Below are 17,442 nucleotides of genomic sequence, written 5' to 3' on the forward strand. Positions count from 1 at the left end.
AGAACCGGCTTGGCAGCGCCCATCATCGAAGTAGACATTCAACACCCCCAGCCTCGGCATATTGCACGCGCAGTGCAGGTCCTCGAGCGTGGGGGCGTCATCGCCTATCCCACCGACACGTACTACGGCCTGGGGTGCGACCTGATGTCGAAGAAGGCCATCGAGCGGCTGTACCAGCTCAAGGGGCGCGACAAGAAGAAGCCGCTGTCGTTCCTGTGCCCGGACCTGTCGGACGTGGCGAAGTACGGGCACGTGAGCAACTTCGCCTACCGGACCATGAAGGGGCTGACGCCGGGAGCCTTCACGTTCATCCTCGAGGCCACCCGCGTGGTGCCCGAGATCATGATGTCGAAGCAGAAGCAGGTGGGCATCCGCGTGCCGGATGCGCCGCTGGCCCGGGCGCTGGCCGCGGGGCTGGGCCGGCCGATCATCACCACCTCGGCCAGCGACAGCGAGGGCGAACCTCTCATCGACGCCAAGGACATCAAGGAGAAGCTCGGACACGGATTGGATCTGATCCTCGACGGAGGCGTGACGCTCATGGAGCCGTCCACGGTGGTGTCGCTGATTGGCGACTCGCTGGAAATCCTCCGCGAGGGCAAGGGCCGGCTGGACGCCTAGGGGCAGGGGGAACGGCTTGGTCGATCTGCATGGCTCGCACGAGGCGTCAATGGATGCGCCGGAGCGCATCCCCGGGATGCTCTCGCTGTTCTGGATGCTGCTGTGGCGGCCGGTGGATCTGCACTACCGGCTGCATGGCGCGGGCATCCGGGCCCCGGGCGGGCGTGTGGGGCAGCTCTGGCACGAGCAGGCCGAGGGCAGCCGCGCCGCGGGCCGCTATGTGCGGCGGATGATGATGTTGCTGCTGCTCATCTCTCCGTTGGTCACCTTCATCCTGGGCGTCGGAGTGCATGGCCTGGGGCTGACGATGGCGCCTGGGTGGCTGGTGAGCGCGGTGCTGTGCTCGGTGATGGGGTTGTTCATTGCGCTCACCACGGGGCTGGCGGCTGGGACGTTGATGGGGCTGCTGGCCAGCCAGGCCATGGTGGTGGGCCTGCATGCGGTGGTGGGAGAGGCGTTCGGGCCTCGCATGGGAGGGTGGGCCGGCGTCGTCATGGGCGGATGCCTGGGGTTGGTGGGAGGGCTGTGCGCGGGCAGCATCGGCGCGCTCTCGCGCGGCCAGGGCCTGTCGATCAACCGCGTCCAGGTGGGCGCCATCGTGCTGAGCCTGGTGCCGATGACGGTGTGGGGACTGGGTGGGGCGTGGGGGTTCGGGGGCGCCGTGGCGGCGAGCGCGCTGGTGGCGTACCTGGTGGCTGCGTTCCGGCTGCCCATCTTCCTGTTGGAATCCGTGGTGCAGGCGGTGGTCTTCGCCCTGGAGCGGTGGATGGGCTGGGCCACGCTGCGGTGGGCTCCCATCAATCACCACAACCTGAGCTACCTGCCATACCCCTTCCTGGCCGAGCACATGACGCTGGCGGCCCGCACGCGGCCCATGGAAGTGTTGGATGTGGCCAACGCGTGCCTGAAGTCTCCGGGCAACGCCCTGCTGGGGTGGCCCTGGGTGTTGGCGGCGCTGGCGCAGGCCGAGGAGGCGGCAGCGGCGGCAGCGGCGGCGCATCAAGCGCACGAAGAGGGGCCTCCCGAGGCGCCGTGAGGTTGCCAAGGCGCGCTGCTCCGCTACCCTGACGCCATGGAAGGGCTGCTCGATGCATTCATCGCCTTCATCCGTGCCGAGCGCGGACTGTCCGGCAAGACGGTGGACGCCTACGCCGCGGACCTCACGGTGTACTTCGAGGATCTGCGTGCGCGCGGCATCCTCGATGTGGCGCGGATGACCAAGGAGGACGTGGTCGAGCACTTGCGGCGGCTTGGGCAGCGCGGCCTGTCGAGGCGCAGCCAGGCGCGGCACCTGGCGGCCGTGCGGGGCTTCCACCGGTTCCTGATCGCGGAGAAGCTGGCGGAGAAGGATCCCACCGAGGACATGGACACGCCTCGGTCCGAGCGCAAGCTGCCGTCCTTCCTCACGCTGGAAGAGGTGGAGCAGCTGCTGGCAGCGCCGGACGAGCGCCATCCCGAGGGCCTCCGGGACAAGGCGATGCTGGAGCTGCTGTACGCCACGGGCCTGCGCGTGAGCGAGCTGTGTGGCCTGGGCATCAACGACGTGCAGCTGGGGGCGGGCTACCTGGTGGCAAAGGGCAAGGGCTCGAAGGAGCGTGTCGTCCCGGTGGGCAGCAAGGCGGTGGAGAAGGTCCAGGAGTACCTGGAGGGGACGCGGCAGCTGCTGCTGAAGCAGAGCGACTCGCGGGCCCTCTTCGTGACGCGCCGGGGCGGCCCCTTCACGCGCATGGGCTTTTGGAAGCTGCTCAAGCGCTACGCTCTCAAGGCGGGCATCCGCAAGCCGCTGTCGCCCCACAAGCTGAGGCACTCGTTCGCCACCCACCTCGTGGAGCGAGGGGCGGATCTGCGAGCGGTCCAGGCCATGCTCGGCCATGCGGATCTGGCCACCACGCAGATCTATACGCACGTGAACAGCGCCCGGCTTCGTGCCGTGTACGATCAGCACCACCCTCGGAGCGACTCTGCTCCGCCTGTGCCTCGCCCGAAGAGACGCCGGGCCGAGGCTGGGGGCTGAAATTCCCCGGGCAGGAGGTTTGAGGAAGGCCCAGGTGCATCTACTCTGGGGAGGTGACTTCCCGCCTCTTGCGTTTGCCAGCCTCGGGCCGGCTTCTGGCCGCCACGGACATCCAGGGCAACCTGCGGGATTTTCAGCGCATGCTGGCCCTCTTCGAGGAGTCTCCGCACGATAGCGTCCTCGTCTTCACCGGGGATCTGATCCACGGCCCGGACGAGTACACGGAGGACCACTGGCCGGACTACCTCGGCACGCCCTACAAGGATGAGTCCCCGGAGGTGGTGCGGCTGCTGGCGGAGGCGCAGGCGCGTTACCCCGGCCGGGTGCACAGCCTGCTGGGCAACCACGAGCACTCGCACGTGGGCGGCCCGCGCACCGCCAAGTTCCACCACGACGAGGCCCAAGCGCTTGAGGAGCGCATGAGCCCCGAGGACGCCGAGTCCATGCGCGCGCTCTTCCGCCAGTTCCCGCTGGTGGCCGCCGCGCCCAACGGCGTGGTGCTGCTGCACGCCTCGCCCTCCGCGACGCTGAACCACGTCGATGAGTTCAAGTCCGTGGAGTTGGAGGGCTATGCTCATATGGGCATCGAAGAGTTCTTCCACATCCCCGTGCTCGGGGCGACGCTGTGGAGCCGCATGGCGCTGCCTGAGCAGGCCCGTGCCTTCCTGAAGCCGCTGGGTGGCCGCATCGCCATCTATGGCCACGACGTGGTGCGCGAGGGCTACGAGAAGGTGGGGGACGAGCAGCTCTGCGTCTCCACGAGCTTTGCCCTCTTCGACAAGGACAAGGTCTACGTGGAGCTGGATCTCTCCAAGACCTATCCCAATGTGCACGCCCTGCGGGACGGTGTGGAACTCAAGAGGCTCCACGGCTGAGCTCATTGCAAGGAATGGCCTCCCGGACGCAGGGACTGCGAGGCGTGCTATGGTCCCGTTCCATGCAGCGCTCGATCCTCTCTTGGCAGGGCTTTTCGGTGCTCGCCGCTGCTATCACACTGGAGTGCACGCCCTCCGGTGTCATCAGGCCCGACGAGGAGACGCAAGATCCCGACATCGTACGGCCTTCTTCTAGAGAGTCACGCTTGGAAACACTTCCAGGACCGATGCTCGGCCCATTTGACTCCTACACCACTGCGCTTGAAACCGCCTGCGAGCACTTTCTAAAGAAACCCCATTCGAGCGCCGGACGTAAACCGCCCTCCACAGCCCTCCGTGAGGAGCAAGTTGCCTTTGAGCTGCGCTGGCGGGTATCCAAAGAGTATTGCGCCTGGATGTATTATACCCCCGATGGCAAATACAAGATAAGCAAACTGACAGACGTCACGAAGTCCAACGCCTTCGGGAAGAAGGTGAACTGCCTCATTCCTTCGAAAGTAGAGGACCGTGATTACCCATCAGACAGCATCAAATACGTCTTTCTCCTCCACAGCCACCCATACGACACACCCATCTCCGAGGACGACATCCTCTTTCTCGAGCGTGAAGGAGAGCGACACGGCTTCGACCCCGAAACCCAGGACAGAAAAAAACTGAGAATTTCCATCGTCGCCTTTTTCTCGCACGACGACGGCGCCCCCGCTTGCGATGGCTTCTACATCTACTCGGCCCAAACCACTCGGATCTTCAAATGGACTCGCACCCAAGGCCATCTCGCCTGCGAGCAGACTCATGTTGTCGATTGGCGTGACTATGACAACTTCGATCTGAGCATCACTTCGTCAGTGGCGCCCTGCCCGGGCAAGGGGACTCCATGAGAACTCCATGCCTCCTGGTTTGCATCATCTTATTATTGAGTTGTGTGAAGAGCCCCATGCCCCCTCAGCCGTCGTCAGGGGAAGATGAGTCTATTGTCTTTCCAGATTTCTCCGGCCCGGTCTCCAATGTGGTCAGTCAGTCTGGGGGGGCATATGATGTGGATGGCGCGACGCTGCAGGCCCTTGTGACCGCACTCAGCGATTTCCTGCCGACGGATTCCCAAAACCCTTCGTGCTGGAACAGACCCGATGCCTGGCGCTACCGGGTCATCCGCCAAGAAAATACCTTCTTCATTCGCATCCAAGCAGATCCGGCTTTTTGCGCGGGCAAGATCATGATGCTGGACTCTGGCGCGAAATACGCGATCAGCAGTGATGGCCGAATCCTCCGACGCTTGTTCACAGGTCAGCCGGACTGGACCACGGGTTCGGAAGCTTCGGGAACTGGTGACGGCCCAGGAGATGCCAGCACGAGCAAGCCTCCTGTTGATGCCGATATTGCTGGCGTTTTGGAGTCGACCTGGAGCGAGTCTCGGGTATGGCCGGATGGAGGGGTCAAACAATCTGGCGCGAAGCCACAGCATGAAGGTCTTGGCACTCTGGATGGTGGTATTCCTCTGGACGGCGGGGAACTCTCCCCTCCAGTCAGGTGACCTGCTCTTCTCCGGAGCGTCCCTCTTCACGAGGATCGTCTCCAGGCAAGGGCGCAATTCTGCTGAAGTTTTCGCACCGCCCGGCGCGGGTTCGATTCCCGCCTCCTCCACTTTTTCATACTGGCCCACTCCGCTTTCGCTTGGTGCCGGGGCGTGCTGGTCCGCTCCAGCGGAGAGTCCGCGCAGCCTTGACCGCGGCATCTCGCTGGATTGAAAGGAAGTGGCCATGCGTCTCCGAACATGCAGCGCACTCCTGCTCTTGCTCCTACTCCCGGCCTGCGCCACGACGGCGCCGAGCCCGGATAGCGCGGTGCCCCCCAACCAGAGGATCGCCAACCTGCAGAGGGCGGCGCAGTACCCCTGGACGGATGACGGGCAGTGCGTGGTGCGAGAGGCCTCCAACGAGTGGGAGGTTTTGGCGAAGCGATGCTTTCACGCTCTCGACCCGAAGAAGATCCAGTTTCGAGATGTGACGGGAAGATGCGCTCTGGCCTCGGCGGGGGCGGCTGTCGTGGGAGTGGGGCTCTGCATCTTTGTGGCACCCGAGATCATCGTGGGCGCGATCATCATCACTGGCGCCGTGGTGGTGGCAGTCGTCATCAAAGAGGAGTTAGACGCATATGAGCGAGGGGCATCCCGTGAGCGTGGGAGACCCAAGACTCAGACACGGCCATCCACTGAGCAGGAACCCGTGTCGAATCGGAAGCCCAAAGCGGAAGAGTCCCCATTGGGTAGGGATTGGTTTCCCCCAGACCCGCCAGTCTCCTCGGACCCCCATGATCGCCGCCCCGAGTGCACGCCCAGACGGGCTTCTCATCGTGGCGGCAACGACCCGCACAACGACTGCGCCGACTTCATTCCGCAGAACAGCTTTCCCGGCTGGGATGTTCTCGTCAATGGCAAGCACTTCGATGCGCTGCAAGGGGCCACGCGCACTCTTTGGGAGGTCAAGACCGACAATTTCGACACGTACACGGACGACCTCAAGGACATCGTGGTCAGAAGTCAGGTGCCAAAGTTGCGGGACGAGCGCGCCCTCGCGATCGTCGTCATGGACTGGTGCTGAGATGGCAGGCACGCAAAAATCCCTACGCCTTGCCGTCTACGCTCCTGCGCTAACTCTGGACGATCGCCGTCCTTTGGCCGTTGTCCATGGAATGGAACGCACGTTCCCCGGCTTGCATCTGGGGTGGATGATTTCCGAAGCAGGGCAGCGCATTCCACTGCCGGATCGAGATGCTTTTGTCTCCCGCGAGAGGAAGGACGGGGGATTTCCGCTTCTGCGGAACGGTGATGAGACGTTCCGGGTGACCGTGACGGGATTGGAAAGCCCAGCGGGCACTTCGCCGGGGGGGAAGGCACAGTTTGAAGTCCAGGCGGTCCTGCCATTGAACGCAACCGGCATCGCGGCGGCGGCGGATGTGCTGGAGGCCGTAGGCGAGGATGCACGCGCGTTCTGGGGGCGCGTGCTGCCAGAGGGGATGGCCGTGACAGTGTCGGAGCAGTTTCGCCACTCGGGGGAGGAGCCGCATATCCCGCCGAAAGGGCTCCCCTCGCTCAAACTCCCATGGAAACTCCCCGCGCCTGAGATTCCGCATTACCTTGGGTGGCTGAACTACTGGTCCGACGCTGCCGCACGCGCCATCGGGTTCCCAGACCCTGCCCGCGACTCGGAGCTGCTGTCGCGCGCACGGCGCACGGCGACGGGAGGGTGGATTGTCCGGCTCACGGATGCGCCGCTCGATCTCGACAACCCCGCCCACCTGAACGCGCTCCTGCGCGCATATGAGCGCTTCCCGGAGATCGGCGGGCGTACTCCGAGCCGCTGAGAACTCAGGCCTCCGCGCGAGGCTGGAAGCCGTATGGGTCCGTCTTGTGCTTCGGCTCGAACCCTTCGAGCGATGGGGCGATGCGGATCAGCCCCATGGCCAGCATTCGGTGCATCGAGCGCGCTGCTCCCGCCTCACCCATGGCCGCCGTGCGCAGCGCCTGGCGGATCGTCACGCTGCCCCGGAGCTTTGAGTACAGGTAGAGATCATCCGCGGTTAGCGAGGAGGGCAGGGGACGCGGCAGTGGCTCGAAGATGAGGCGCCCGTCCATGGAGAACAGCTCGTCACAGAGCGCCAGCGTGAGCTTCACCTCCGCGTCCCGGTAGAGCGCGTGTGCCTCGGGGACAGGGCCTCGCTCCAGCACTTGCTCCACCACTGCGAGCGCGTGATCGTACTTGCGCTCCTCCACGAAGCTCCGGGCTGCGTCCAGCAGCTCCTGCTCCTGGAGTTCTTCGCCCATCGAGTTGTTCTGCGCCCGTTGCGGCGCCAGCACCCCGCGCCGGTACAGGTGCATCAGCCGCCTCGCTACGAAGATCCGCGACTCCTTGCCCGATGCGAGCAGCTCCGCGAGCGTGGCCCCCGACTCCGCTCGCTTCATCAGGACCGACTCCTCCTCCGAGAACCGCCCCACGGAGTGCTCACGGAAGACGTAGAACGTCGTGTCCATGCCCGGGAACACCGTGCGGAACGTCCGCCACTCGCGGCGCCGCGACAGCGCGTCCCGGTGCAGGCTCGTCAGCGGCATCTTCAACTCCACTGCCTGCTCCAGCGACGGCAGCTGCAGCGTGAACTCCACCTCGCCCGAGTCCCAGTTGTAGCAGTCGAAGAACGCCTCGCGCGCCTTGTGCTCCAGCGCCTCCAACAGCCGCGGCAGCTCCACGAACTGCTGGCGCACCAGGAACGCCCCGTAGGGCAGCTTCGCCAGCTCCGCCGCCTCGAAGGCCAGCGCCGCCCGGGGCGCGTCCAGGATGCCCAGGTCCACCAGCACCTGGCCCAGGTGCTCGGCCGGCGTGTTGGAGCCTTCGCCCACCAGGAAGCCGTCCTTGAAGAAGAAGTAGCGGATCACCGAGCCGCGCTCGACCCTCAGCGTGCCTCGGGCCTTGCGCGACAGGAGCGCAGGGATCACCACCTCCATCGAATAGTGAGTGAGGCCTCCCTTGAAGTGCTCCATGCCGCCTTCTCCCCTGTGAGCGAGTGCTTGCTCGCTTTCTGAGAAAGCTAATGGGCCCTCCCTCGTTGCTCAACCTCCCACCCCCCACAAACTGTTGAATTCATTGGAGTCTTCCGGGGTTGTCCCAAAGTTCCGGGTTGAGAAAGGGCAGGGGCCTCATGGGGCGCTACGGACCCGGGCGAATGTTTGACCCCCTGGGGGGCCACTGCTAAGGGGAAAGGCCTGATGTGCTTGAAGGACGTCCGGTGACCGATGCCCGCCGCACGCCGCCCGACGAGGGCTCCAGCGATGCAGAGGTGCCCCGCTCACCCGGGGACGCCTTCCGTATTGCTTTGCCCAACTTCGAGGGCCCCCTCGATCTTCTGCTGCACCTGATCCGCGAGCACCGGGTCGACATCTTCGACATCCCCCTCGCGCTCATCGTCGAGAAATACCTGGAATACCTGGAGCGGATGCGCGAGTTGAACCTCGACATCGCCGGTGAGTTCCTGGTGATGGCGTCCACCCTGGCGCACCTCAAGAGCCGCATGCTGCTGCCGCGCCAGGATGTGGCGGCCCAGGAGCAGGTGGGCGAGGTGCTCGCGGTGGAGGAGCAGGGGGATCCGCGCGCGGAGCTGGTGCGGCGGCTGCTCGAGTATCAGAAGTACAAGGACTCGGCGGAGCAGCTGGCGAAGCAGGATCTGCTCGGGCGCGATGTGTTCACGCGCAACGTGCCGGTGGAGGCGGTGCCCATCCCCGAGGAGGAGGTGGGGCTGCAGGAGTTCTCCGTCCTCAAGCTGATCGAGTCGCTGGATCGGGTGCTGGAGCGCCTGACCCCGAAGGTGCAGCACGAGGTGGTGCTCGAGCGGCTGAGCCTCTCGGAGGCCACCCTGCGGGTGATCGAGCGGCTGCGCGGTCAGGAGCAGGTGACGTTCGTCAGCCTGTTCCCGGAGGGCAGCACGCGGCAGGAGATTGTCATTACGTTCCTGGCGATCCTGGAGATGGTAAAGCGGCGCCTCATCCGGGTTCGCCAGGAAGAGCCCCTGAAGGACATCTTCCTGATGCCCAACGGAGACGCGCTGGAGCGGCTGGCCCCCACGGAGGTGGATGACAGTGACTACCGGTAGGAACCCCACCGAGGAGACGGACGAGGCCCCCGCTCCTGGTACGCCCGGAGGCCCCGGTCCCTTCTCCGAGGAGGAGATCGCCGCCGTCACCGGGCCGGGGGGCGAGAGCGAGCTGGACGAGGTGGAGGCCGCCGCCATCGAGGAGGACGAGGAGGCCGGGCCGGACCTGGAGACCTCGTTCGAGAAGCTCGTCGCCAAGAGCCGCAAGCTCTCCGAGGACCGCATCCGCACCGTGCTCCAGAGCGTGCTCTTCGTGGCGGACAAGCCGCTCACGGTGGACCAGCTCTACGAGTCCACGGGCATCGATCGTGAGCTGATCGCCAAGGCGCTCGATCAGATCTCCGGCCTCCACCGGGATGGTGTGAACGGGATCGTCCTGCACGAGGTGGCGGGCGGGTGGCAGTTCCGCACGGATCCGCACTCGGCCGAGTACGTGCGGCGGTACCTGCGCGTGAAGCCGCAGCGGCTCACCCGGGCCGCCGTGGAGACGCTGGCCATCATCGCCTACCGCCAGCCGGTGACCCGGCCCGAGGTGGAGGAGATCCGCGGCGTGGACTGCGGCGCGGTCATCAAGGCGCTGATGGATCGCAAGCTGGTGAAGATCCTCGGGAAGAAGGAAGAGGTGGGGCGGCCCATCCTCTATGGCACCACGCGCGAGTTCCTGGAGTTCTTCGCGCTGAAGGACCTGTCGGCCCTGCCCACGCTGCGTGAGTTCCACGAGCTGACGCAGGAGCACCAGGAGATTGTGGAGAAGGAGAAAACGTCGGCGCCGAAGGTGGCGGGGACGGTGGAGGCCCTGGCGGATCCGGGCTTCCAGAAGCGGTTGGAGAAGAACGAGGCGGCCTCCGAGGCCGCGTTGGAAGAGCTGGAGGAGGCCATGTCGGCCGCCGACCGGAGCCAGAAGGCCGCTGCTGGCCTGCTGAACACCGCCCCAAAGCCGCCCGATGCGGGCGCCTCGGGGCCCAAGCCCGAATAACGGGCACGAAAGCATCACGAATATGGCTGCTGAAAGACTTCAGAAGTACCTGGCTCGCGCGGGAGTGGCTTCGCGCCGGCACGCAGAAGAGCTCATCACCGCAGGCCGTGTGCAGGTGAACAACGAGACGGTGACCGAGCTGGGCAGCCGGGTGGAGCCGGGCAAGGACCTGGTGAAGGTGGACGGAAAGCTGGTGTCTCCGCCGGAGAGCACCTCCTATTACCTGCTGTACAAGCCGGCCGGCGTGGTGACGACGCTGTCGGATCCCCAGGGCCGCCCCACGGTGGCCAGCTACGTGGAGGATGCCGGTACGCGCCTGTTCCCCGTGGGCCGCTTGGACTACGACGCCGAGGGAGCGCTGCTCTTCACGGATGACGGCGCGCTGGCGCACAAGCTCACGCACCCCAGCTTCCAGGTGCCTCGCACGTACCTGGCCAAGGTGAAGGGCTCGCCGGACTCCGCCACGCTGGGCAAGCTGCGCGGCGGTGTGCGGCTCGAGGACGGCATGGCCACGCCGCTCACCGTGGATGTGTTCGAGCAGGCCGAGCGCAACACGTGGCTGAAGATCGTGGTCGCCGAGGGCCGGCCTCACCTCATCAAGCGCCTGTGCGCGGCGGTGGGGCACCCCGTGGTGCGCCTGTTCCGGCCGAACTACGCGGGCATCGGCGTGTCTGGGCTGCGGCCGGGACAGCTGCGCCCGCTGTCGAACAACGAGGTGCGTCTGCTCCAGGACGTGGCCGAGGCCCGCATGGCTCCGCCCGAGGGAGAGCTGAACCTGCCTCCGCGCCGGCATGGGCGGTCGGCTCCGGGCTTCGAGGCGGCGGAGGACAGCGGCGACGACTACGAGGTGGAGACCGAGGAAGAGTCCGCTCGGCCCGAGCCCGTGGTGGTGAAGCTGCCTCGGAAGGATGCGGATGCCGCGGCTGCGGCGCCCGCGGCGGAGCGGCGCCCGCGGAGCCCCGCGGGCCGCGAGATGAAGGAAGGCGGCACGGGGCTGGCCCGGTTCGGCCGTTCGCGCACGGGCGCTCCAGGCGCTGGCGGCGATCGTCCCAAGCGCAGGGAGTGGGACACGCGCGGTGATGAAGGCGAGCGTCCCGAGAAGCGCGAGTGGAAGCCGCGTGGTGAGGGTGCTGGCCGTCCTGAGAAGCGCGAGTGGAAGCCGCGTGGAGAGGGTGCTGGCCGTCCCGAGAAGCGCGAGTGGAAGCCGCGGGGTGAGGGCGCGGGCCGTCCTGAGAAGCGCGAGTGGAAGCCGCGTGGTGAGGGTGCGGGCCGTCCTGAGAAGCGCGAGTGGAAGCCGCGTGGAGAGGGTGCGGGCCGTCCTGAGAAGCGCGAGTGGAAGCCGCGGGGTGAGGGTGCTGGTCGTCCCGAGAAGCGCGAGTGGAAGCCGCGCGGCGAGGGTGCTGAGCGTCCGGAGCGTCGCGAGTGGAAGCCGCGGGGTGAGGGTGCAGGCCGTCCCGAGAAGCGCGAGTGGAAGCCGCGTGGTGAGGGTGCAGGCCGTCCCGAGAAGCGTGAGTGGAAGCCGCGCGGTGAGGGCGCGGGCCGTCCCGAGAAGCGTGAGTGGAAGCCGCGCGGTGAGGGTGCTGGCCGTCCCGAGAAGCGCGAGTGGAAGCCGCGCGGTGAGGGTGCTGAGCGTCCGGAGCGTCGCGAGTGGAAGCCGCGCGGTGAGGGCGCTGGCCGTCCCGAGAAGCGCGAGTGGAAGCCGCGCGGCGAGGGCGCTGGCCGTCCCGAGAAGCGCGAGTGGAAGCCCCGCGGTGACGGTGCTGGCCGTCCCGAGAAGCGCGAGTGGAAGCCCCGCGGCGAGGGTGGAGATCGCCCGGCTCGCAAGACCTGGAGCCCTCGGGGCGGGCCCATCGGTCCGGCCTCGCGTGGCGCGGGCCGGTTCGGCCGCCCGGGTCGCTCCGGAGGCGCCGCTGGGGATGCACGGCCCGAGCGCCGGAGCACTCGCTCGGAAGAGGGAGGAGAGGCCGGCGGAGGCTTCGTCGACTGGCGCAAGCGCAAGCAGAGCGATCGTGCGCCCGGGACTCCCTGGGACTCGCGGCGTCCGGCGCCAGGCGGCGCTCGGGGGCCTCGCAAGCCCGGTGGCCCTCGCAAGCCTCGCTGACGCAGCGCGCAGGGGGCGTGTTCACCTCGGCTGAGTTCTTCCGGCCGGGGCTGATATAACCGGTCGTCCATTCAACGTTTCCTTCTCGGAGTGCGATGAGAACCGGCGTGCGCCCCCTTGTCGTCGTCCTGTCCCTGGCCCTGTTCTCCGGGTGCCAGGGCAACCGCGATCAACTCCTCGCCGACCTCCAGAGCCCCCGGCCCGAGGTCCGCGCCCACGCGGTCAAATCGCTGGCCAAGCAGGGCAACGCGGAGGATCTGGTCCTCTTCTCCCGCGCCGCCAAGGACATGGCCTCCATCGTCCGGGGCGAGGCCGCCGCGGCGCTCGGCGAGAGCCAGGATCCCCGCGTGGTGGATCTGCTCGGCGAGCTGCTCGAGGACGCCGACGAGGATGTCCAGGGCCGAGCCGCCATGGCACTCGCCAAGGTGAAGAACGACAAGGCCAAGGCGTACCTCACGCTCCAGTATGGCCGCCGGGGCCGGAAGACGCGCCAGATCATCGTTCAGGCGCTGAAGACCGCCAACGTGCCCGGCGCCATGGCCGAGTCCGTCGCCGCAGAGTCCAAGGCCATCTGGGATCGCAACCTGCTCGCGCTCAACGAGGGCACGCTCCCGGAGCGCGTGGGCGCCGCCGAGGAGCTGGGCAAGAGTGGCCGCCCCGAGGCCATCAACCGGCTGCTCCCCCTGGTTCGTGACAGCCAGGTCGTCATGGCCGCCGCCGCCGTTCGCGGCCTGGGCGATGCGGGGGATCGGCGCGCGGTGCCCGCCATTCTCCTGCTGCTCGACGAGAGCTTCCCTGATCTGCGCGAGGCCTCCATCGGCGCGCTGCGCAAGCTGCAGGATCCTTCCTCGGTACAGAAGCTCCAGGCCGTGGCCGTGGAGAAGAGCGCCGTGAGCGCGCTGGCCACGGACGCCATCGCCGCCCTGCCGCGCACGCCCGAGACCGAGAAGGCGCTGTGCACCATCGCGATCGAGGGCGCCCGGAAGGAGGCCATCGATGCGGCCCGCGCCATGCGGACGAAGGGGTGCCCGCTGGAGCCCATCATCGAGAGCCTCTCCCGTAACAGTGGCGTCGAGAGCGGGCTGCAGGCGGTGATCGGCCTCGGCCCGTCGGCCCAGGGCGCACTGCCCAAGGTGCTGCCGCTGCTCACGTCCTCGGACTCCGTGCAGCGCATGCTGGCGGTGGAGGCCGTGGCCGCCATCGGGGATGCCTCCGCTGCTCCGGCGCTCCAGAAGCTCTACGAGCAGGAGCTGAAGGCCATCGAGGGGCCGCGCCAGGACTGGGTGACGGCGGCGCTGCCTCAGGTCTACGGCTCCGGCTTCGATCCCTCCGCGCCCGCCGCCGAGTCGGAGGACTCGCAGGGCCACAAGGACGGGGCCAAGGGCTCCAAGCAGGTTCAGCTCTTCGAGCGGGTCCGGGCCCTCAATGCCCAGCGTGCTCGCGAGGCGGGCCGCGTGCTCGTCCAGCCGCGCGTGCCCACGGAGCTCTATGACGATGTGGAGCCGCTGAGCCTCCAGCCGCTGGCCGCAGTGCTGCGCGCGCTTGGAGCGGTGAAGGCGCCTGGGGCGCTCGAGCTGCTCAAGGGCTATGCGGGCGACCCCAACGTGACGCTGCGCACCGCGGGCCTGGTCGGGCTGGCCCGGCTGGGACCCGAGGGTGTGGAGGCCGCGAAGGGTGGCATGTACGAGGCCGAGAGGGATCTCCAGAAGGCGCTGGCTGAGGCGCTCGCGCAGCAGGGCGAGGCCGGGCAGGCCGTGCTGGTGTCCATGCTGCCGCAGTTCGCCAGCGAGAAGCTGGTGCTGCTCGACGCGCTGAACCAGTTCGGGGCTCCGGCCTCGGCCTCGGAGGCGCTGCAGGCGGTGGTTCGCGAGGGCGGAGCGGAGGCGGTGCTGGCGGCCAGCGTCCTCGGCAGGTTGAAGGCCAAGGACGCGGTGCCCACGCTCTCCAAGGCGCTGGATGAGCCCGCGAGCGTGGCGCGCCGCGAGGTGCTGCTGGCGCTGGGCGAGATCGGCGACACCCAGGCTGCCGAGGTGGTGGCCCGGGACCTGTACCACGACCAGCCGGAGGTCCGGTTCGCGGCGGCCTCGGCGCTGCAGAAGATCGGCACTCCGGCGCAGGGGGAGGCGCTCGACGCCCTCAAGAGCGACTATTATCGGAGGGTCCGCGATGCGGCCAGCGCGGCGCTGGCGAAGAACGGCACCGCGGCGGAGGGGGCTCGCTGATATGGAGATGCGCAAGCTCAGGGACAAGGCCACCGAGGCCTTTGCCAAGGGCCGCTTCTCCAAAGCCGCGGAGTTCTACGAGGAGTATTGCAAGGGCGAGCCCAAGGACTACCAGGCCCGCCTGCGCATGGGAGACGCGTGGGCCAAGGCCGGTCAGAAGGACCGCGCTATCTCGGCCTACCAGCTGGCTGCCACGGGCTTCGCGCGAGAGGGTTTCCTGCCGCGCGCCATCGCGGCCAGCAAGCTGATCCTGGAGCTGGACCCGGCCCACAAGGGCATCCAGCAGATGCTCGCGGACCTGTACGCACGCAAGAGCGCGGGAGGCAACGGGGCGCCGCAGCAGCCCGCGAGGCCCCCGCGCCAGGTAGAGCTGCCCACCTTCACCGAGCACATGGGCACCTCGATGGGGCCGGCTGTGGCGCCGCTCGAGCTCCCCGAGGAGGACGAGGCCCCGCCCGCTCCTGCTCCCGCGATGGCCTCCCCTCAGAGGGCCATCATCCCGCCGCCACCGTCGGCTCCGTCTGCGGTGACCGGCTCGGCCGTCGAAGCGCTCCCCGAAGAGGAGGAGGAGATCGCCGTCGTCCAGGGTGTGCCGCTTACTCCACTGCCGCTGGCTCCGAGTGCCGTGGCGGCCATTGCGGCCCAGTCACAGCCGCCCGCTCCCGCGGCTGGCGGGGGGGCACCGCTTCCGCCACAGCCCGCGCTTCGTGCGCAGCCGCCCGCTCCGGCTGCTGCGGTACCCGCGCCTCAGGTCCAGCCAACGCCTCCCGCCGCGGCTCCTGCGCCTCAAGCCGTGGATGCGCCTCGTGCTGCCGAGCTTGTAGGGCCTTCGGTGCCTGCCGCGCCTCCGGGCCTGGCTCTGCGTAGCTCCATGCAGCGTCCGCCCGTCGCCGCATCCACTCAAGCTTCTCCCTCAAGGCCTGCCGAGACCGCTCCGGTTCCCGTGAGCGCTGTGTCTTCGCCCGACGAGACCGCCCTCGAGGTGGACGTGGGCATGGGAACAAAGAAGCTCTCCTGGTCTGCCATCAGTGAGCCGCTGATCTCCGCGACGTCCTCGGGGACTGCTTCCGCGAGCGAGACTCTGGCTCAGGCGCAGCCTCCACTGCCTTCCACCGCACCGGCTCCTGCCAGCGCCGCACCGCCGGGACTTCGGCCTCGCCGGAGCGGGGAGGGCGGAACGGCCGATATGTCCGTGACGCCCGCGCCAGGACGGTCCGCCGTGGTGCCACCCGGCCAGGTGCCCGCGAGCCCCAATGCGTTCACGGAGCTGGAACTGGAAGAGGACACGCTGCTCCACGCGGTGGAGGAGGCGGCGCTCGCAGGAATGAAGCAGCGCGCCGCGTCCGGCCTCGTGCCTCCGCAGGAGGAAGAGGAAGAGATCATCCTCACGGACGAGGTGGAGGAGACGCCTTCTCCGAACGCCCTGCCGACCATCCCGCTCTTCTCGGACCTGCCGCGCGAGGCCTTCATCGATCTGTTCGAGAGGTGCCCGCTGCGCCACTTCTCGCAGGGGGCGCACGTCTTCGAGCAGGGCAGCCACGGTGACGCCTTCTACGTCATCTGCGAAGGCAGCGTGCGCGTGTTCCGCTACGAGAACGGGCAGCGCAAGGATCTCGCGGCGCTGACCAGCGGGGCCTTCTTTGGCGAGATGGCGCTCTTGTCGGGGGCGCCGCGCATGGCCGCGGTGGAGAGCGCGGTCGATGGCACGATGCTGCTGGAGATCTCGGCGCCGGTGCTGGCCGAACTGTCGCGCCAGCACCCGCAGCTGGCGAAGGCGCTCAAGAAGTTCTGCCGCGAGCGCATGCTGACGAACGTGATGAGCCACTCGGCGCTCTTCGAGCCGTTCAGCCGGAAGGATCGCCGCACGCTGGTGGAGAAGTTCCGGGCCCGCGAAGTGAAGAAGAACGAGATCATCGTCCGCGAGGGCGAGCGGACGGACGGGCTCTACGTGGTGCTCTCGGGCGAGGTGGAGGCACGCAAGGGCGATCAGGTGCTCTCGCGGATGAAGGAGGGCGATCTGTTCGGAGAGATCTCCCTGCTCTCGAAGACACCGGCCACGGCGACGGTGATGTCCACGCGGCACACCTCGCTGCTGCGACTGCCGCGCGAGGACTTCGATGCGCTGATCCTCTCCCACCCGCAGATCCTGGTGCTCATCTCCGAGCTCTCCGAGCAGCGGCTGCGCCGCACCGAGGCGCTCACGGGCACCCTGGTGTTCGAGCTGCGCGCCGAGGATCTGCTCGTCTAGAAGCGCGGTCCGCCACGCAGCCGGGCGAAATATTCCTCGCGTGAGAGGGCACCTCGGGTCTCCAGCACCTCGAGGAGCGCGCTCAGCGAGCGGGCCTGGTTGGCCACCATCTGCTGCAGATCCGCCACTTGCTGCGTGAGGACGTCCACGCGCTCCTGAAGCTCCGCCTCCCGATGCGAGGAGGGCCGGGGTGTGGGTGGCGGGGTGAACTCGTATGTGGGCTCGCGGAACCCGAACTGCTCAGGGTTGGCCGTCGAGTTAGACGCGCCACCGTAGTAGTACTTCCGGATGGCCCGCTCGATGGCCGACGCGCTGCTCACCACCACCTGGATCTTCTGGTTGGTGTGGAAGGCCAGCTCCTGCAGCGCGTCCACGTTCGTCGGATCCGAGCTGGCCAGCGTCAGCGTCTTGTGCGCCACGTCCACGGCGACGGGGAAGACGCTGTAGCGCTCGGCCAGATCGATCCGGAAGAGCTGGAGCAGGTGCTCGGGCGGCGTCAGGGTGTCCAGCTCCATCGCGGGGATGTGCAGCTGGCGGGAGAGGGCGTGGACCATGGAGCTCTCGTCCACGAAGCCCATCTGCACCAGCGTATGGCCCAGCTTGCCGCCCCACTTGCGCTGCTCGGCAAGGGCTGAGCGAAGCTGGGTCTCGGTCAACAGGCCGGCGTCCATGAGGATCTCGCCGAGCCTCTTCTTTCGACTGGGGGGAGGATTCGACGCGGGAGGGCTCACACCCCGAGGCTAGCAGC

15 protein-coding genes are annotated in these 17,442 nt (G+C 67.6%); 13 read left to right on the forward strand and 2 right to left on the reverse strand.

Annotated features, from left to right (window positions below):
- Window positions 1-9 precede the first annotated feature (9 nt).
- From DB31_RS07495 to DB31_RS07525, 8 genes are all read left to right on the forward strand, one after another.
- On the forward strand, window positions 10-621 hold the full coding sequence (locus DB31_RS07495) for an L-threonylcarbamoyladenylate synthase (RefSeq protein ID WP_044184569.1): 612 nt from the start codon (window positions 10-12) through the stop codon (window positions 619-621).
- Between the two features lie 16 nt (window positions 622-637).
- Window positions 638-1,657 (forward strand): hypothetical protein, encoded by a 1,020-nt coding sequence (locus DB31_RS07500; protein ID WP_240486577.1) that lies wholly within the window; start codon window positions 638-640, stop codon window positions 1,655-1,657.
- 36 nt (window positions 1,658-1,693) lie between these two features.
- A complete protein-coding gene (gene xerD / locus DB31_RS07505) occupies window positions 1,694-2,635 on the forward strand; it encodes a site-specific tyrosine recombinase XerD (protein WP_044184575.1) in 942 nt (313 codons plus the stop codon).
- 68 nt (window positions 2,636-2,703) lie between these two features.
- Complete coding sequence (locus DB31_RS07510; RefSeq protein ID WP_240486578.1) at window positions 2,704-3,510, forward strand: metallophosphoesterase; 807 nt, start codon at window positions 2,704-2,706, stop codon at window positions 3,508-3,510.
- Window positions 3,511-3,572: 62 nt separating this feature from the next.
- Window positions 3,573-4,388 carry a hypothetical protein gene (locus DB31_RS07515; RefSeq protein ID WP_157231867.1) on the forward strand — a complete coding sequence of 272 codons (816 nt, stop codon included), beginning with the start codon at window positions 3,573-3,575 and terminating at the stop codon, window positions 4,386-4,388.
- A gap of 56 nt (window positions 4,389-4,444) precedes the next feature.
- The gene (locus DB31_RS48655; RefSeq protein ID WP_157231868.1) at window positions 4,445-5,041 is read left to right on the forward strand and encodes a hypothetical protein; all 597 of its coding nucleotides are present in this window, start codon (window positions 4,445-4,447) and stop codon (window positions 5,039-5,041) included.
- 310 nt (window positions 5,042-5,351) lie between these two features.
- On the forward strand, window positions 5,352-6,107 hold the full coding sequence (locus DB31_RS07520; protein ID WP_240486579.1) for a DUF6310 domain-containing protein: 756 nt from the start codon (window positions 5,352-5,354) through the stop codon (window positions 6,105-6,107).
- 91 nt (window positions 6,108-6,198) lie between these two features.
- A complete protein-coding gene (locus DB31_RS07525) occupies window positions 6,199-6,870 on the forward strand; it encodes a DUF5953 family protein (protein ID WP_338034285.1) in 672 nt (223 codons plus the stop codon).
- A 4-nt stretch (window positions 6,871-6,874) separates the two neighbouring features.
- Here DB31_RS07525 and DB31_RS07530 read toward each other — a convergent pair whose 3' ends face one another.
- Entirely contained in the window at window positions 6,875-8,041 is a 1,167-nt protein-coding gene (locus DB31_RS07530; RefSeq protein ID WP_044184587.1) for a DUF4388 domain-containing protein, read from the reverse strand.
- 245 nt (window positions 8,042-8,286) lie between these two features.
- On the opposite strand from DB31_RS07530, the gene DB31_RS07535 reads away from it, so the two are divergent.
- The 5 genes from DB31_RS07535 (at window position 8,287) to DB31_RS07555 (ending at window position 16,694) form a co-directional block, all read left to right on the forward strand.
- Window positions 8,287-9,147: a segregation and condensation protein A gene (locus DB31_RS07535; RefSeq protein WP_044184589.1), complete on the forward strand. Its 861-nt coding sequence runs from the start codon at window positions 8,287-8,289 to the stop codon at window positions 9,145-9,147.
- Window positions 9,128-10,123, forward strand: coding sequence for an SMC-Scp complex subunit ScpB (gene scpB / locus DB31_RS07540; protein WP_420806673.1), 996 nt, complete (start codon window positions 9,128-9,130; stop codon window positions 10,121-10,123). Before DB31_RS07535 ends, scpB begins: the two co-directional genes overlap by 20 nt.
- A gap of 22 nt (window positions 10,124-10,145) precedes the next feature.
- A complete protein-coding gene (locus tag DB31_RS07545) occupies window positions 10,146-12,224 on the forward strand; it encodes a pseudouridine synthase (RefSeq protein WP_044184595.1) in 2,079 nt (692 codons plus the stop codon).
- Window positions 12,225-12,319: 95 nt separating this feature from the next.
- Window positions 12,320-14,446: a HEAT repeat domain-containing protein gene (locus DB31_RS07550; RefSeq protein WP_044184599.1), complete on the forward strand. Its 2,127-nt coding sequence runs from the start codon at window positions 12,320-12,322 to the stop codon at window positions 14,444-14,446.
- A gap of 1 nt (window position 14,447) precedes the next feature.
- A complete protein-coding gene (locus tag DB31_RS07555) occupies window positions 14,448-16,694 on the forward strand; it encodes a cyclic nucleotide-binding domain-containing protein (RefSeq protein WP_044184603.1) in 2,247 nt (748 codons plus the stop codon).
- On the opposite strand, the gene DB31_RS07560 is transcribed toward DB31_RS07555, so the two are convergent.
- Window positions 16,691-17,365, reverse strand: coding sequence for a GspE/PulE/PilB domain-containing protein (locus DB31_RS07560; protein WP_044184605.1), 675 nt, complete (start codon window positions 17,363-17,365; stop codon window positions 16,691-16,693). The genes DB31_RS07555 and DB31_RS07560 overlap by 4 nt on opposite strands.
- Between the last annotated feature and the right edge of the window lie 77 nt (window positions 17,366-17,442).

The organism is Hyalangium minutum, from assembly GCF_000737315.1.
Lineage (GTDB): Bacteria > Myxococcota > Myxococcia > Myxococcales > Myxococcaceae > Hyalangium > Hyalangium minutum.